3 protein-coding genes are annotated in these 1,814 nt (G+C 54.2%); all 3 read left to right on the forward strand.

What is annotated here, in order from left to right; genetic code table 11:
- A partial coding sequence (locus tag ACR0P9_RS11935; protein WP_432620437.1) for an ABC transporter permease occupies positions 1 to 535 on the forward strand: 535 nt, incomplete at its 5' end.
- Entirely contained in the window at positions 532 to 1,344 is an 813-nt protein-coding gene (locus tag ACR0P9_RS11940) for an ABC transporter permease (RefSeq protein WP_432620439.1), read from the forward strand. The genes ACR0P9_RS11935 and ACR0P9_RS11940, both read left to right, overlap by 4 nt.
- The coding region (locus tag ACR0P9_RS11945; RefSeq protein WP_432620441.1) for an ABC transporter substrate-binding protein at positions 1,341 to 1,814 on the forward strand (474 nt) is incomplete at its 3' end. The genes ACR0P9_RS11940 and ACR0P9_RS11945, both read left to right, overlap by 4 nt.

Genomic DNA, 1,814 nt, shown 5'->3' on the forward strand with positions numbered 1-1,814 from the left:
CGTCATCACGCTGCCGACTTGGATCAACATGCTCGTGCGCACCTATGCTTGGGTGGGTATCTTGCAGGACAACGGTATTTTGAATAACTTGCTCGGTTTATTGCACATCGGTCCGTTCCAGTTCATGTACACGGATTTCGCCGTCGTGCTCGGCATGGTATACAACTTTCTGCCGTTCATGATTCTGGAAATTCACACCTCTCTGTCCAAGATGGACCCGTCCTTTTTGGAGGCTGCCAGCGACCTCGGCGCCAATCGCGCGCAGGCGTTTCGCCATGTGACGCTGCCACTGAGCATTCCGGGCATCATCTCCGGCATCACGCTGGTATTCCTGCCCGCGGTGTCCTCCTTCTTTATTCCGAAGCTGCTGGGCGGCGGACAGTATGTCCTGATCGGCAATGTCATCGAATCGCAGTTCCTGACGTCCGGCAACTGGAGCTTTGGCTCTGCCCTTTCGCTCATCATGGTCATTATCATTATGATTTCCATGTATCTGACCCGCAAAATCGACCGCAATGGAGGTGACGAGATTTGAAGCAGAAAAAATCCTTTCACTGGACACGCGCCGTTCTCGCCGCTGTCATCGTGTTCTTTTATATTCCTATCGCATACACCATTTTGTTCTCGTTTAACGCGTCGCGTTCGCTGACGACGTTTTCCGGCTTTTCTCTGCGCTGGTACGAGAAGATGTTTTCCTCGTCCGTGACGATGGGTGCCATCGGAACCACGTTCGCCATCGCCATCCTGGCAACGATCATTTCCACCTGCATCGGCACCATCACCGTCATCGGTTTGTCCCGATGCAGCAAGCCGCTGCGCAAAGCCGTGCGCACCGCCAATGACCTGCCGATTATGAATCCGGACATCGTCACCGCGATCGGCCTGCTCATGTTCTTTGCCACGCTGGAAGTAAGCAAGGGCTTTTTGACGCTGCTGCTGGCGCACATCGCGTTTTGCACGCCATACGTTATGTTATCCATCACGCCGCGTCTGCGCACGCTGGACCCGAATCTGGCGGATGCAGCGCTGGATCTGGGCGCCAATCCGTGGCAGGCACTATGGCACGCCATTATTCCGCAGCTGTCCCCGGGCATTTTTGCCGGTGCTCTGATCGCCTTCACGATGTCCTTTGACGATTTCGTGATTTCCTACTTTGTCACCGGCAACGGCGTACAGAACATCTCGATTTTGGTCTACACGATGTCCAAGCGCGTCAATCCGTCTATCAACGCGATTTCCACACTGGTTATCGTTATCATCACGGTGGTGCTGCTGCTCGTCAATCTCATTCCGCGCATCGCGGAACGCACCCGCAAAAAGCGCAAGGAGGAACCTGCATCATGAAGCTGAAACAACTGCTCGCCGCCTGCTGTGCAGGTGCCGTGCTCGCCGGTGCCCTGACCGGCTGCGGCGGTCCCGGCACAGACTTTGACGGCACCAACAAATCTTCCGGCAATTCCAACACGCTGAAACTCTATCTGCCGGGCGAATATATCTCGGACTCTGTGATCTCGGATTTCGAAGACGAATACGACTGTCACGTCATCGTGGAAAACTTTGATTCCAACGAGATGATGTACACCAAGGTCAGCTCCGGCGATTCGTATGACGTGCTCGTCCCGTCCGACTATATGATCGAGCGTCTGATGAAGGAAAAGCGGCTGCAAAAAATCGACCGCAGCGCTATCACGAACTTTGACCAGCTCGATCCCGCCTGCATCGGCATGGACTTTGACCTGAACAACGAGTATTCTATTCCGTATTTCTGGGGCACTGTCGGTCTGGTGTACAATAAAAAGACGGTCTCCAAGAAA

Source organism: Butyricicoccus sp., from assembly GCF_050872565.1.
In the GTDB taxonomy this organism is placed as follows: Bacteria; Bacillota; Clostridia; order Oscillospirales; family Butyricicoccaceae; genus Butyricicoccus_A.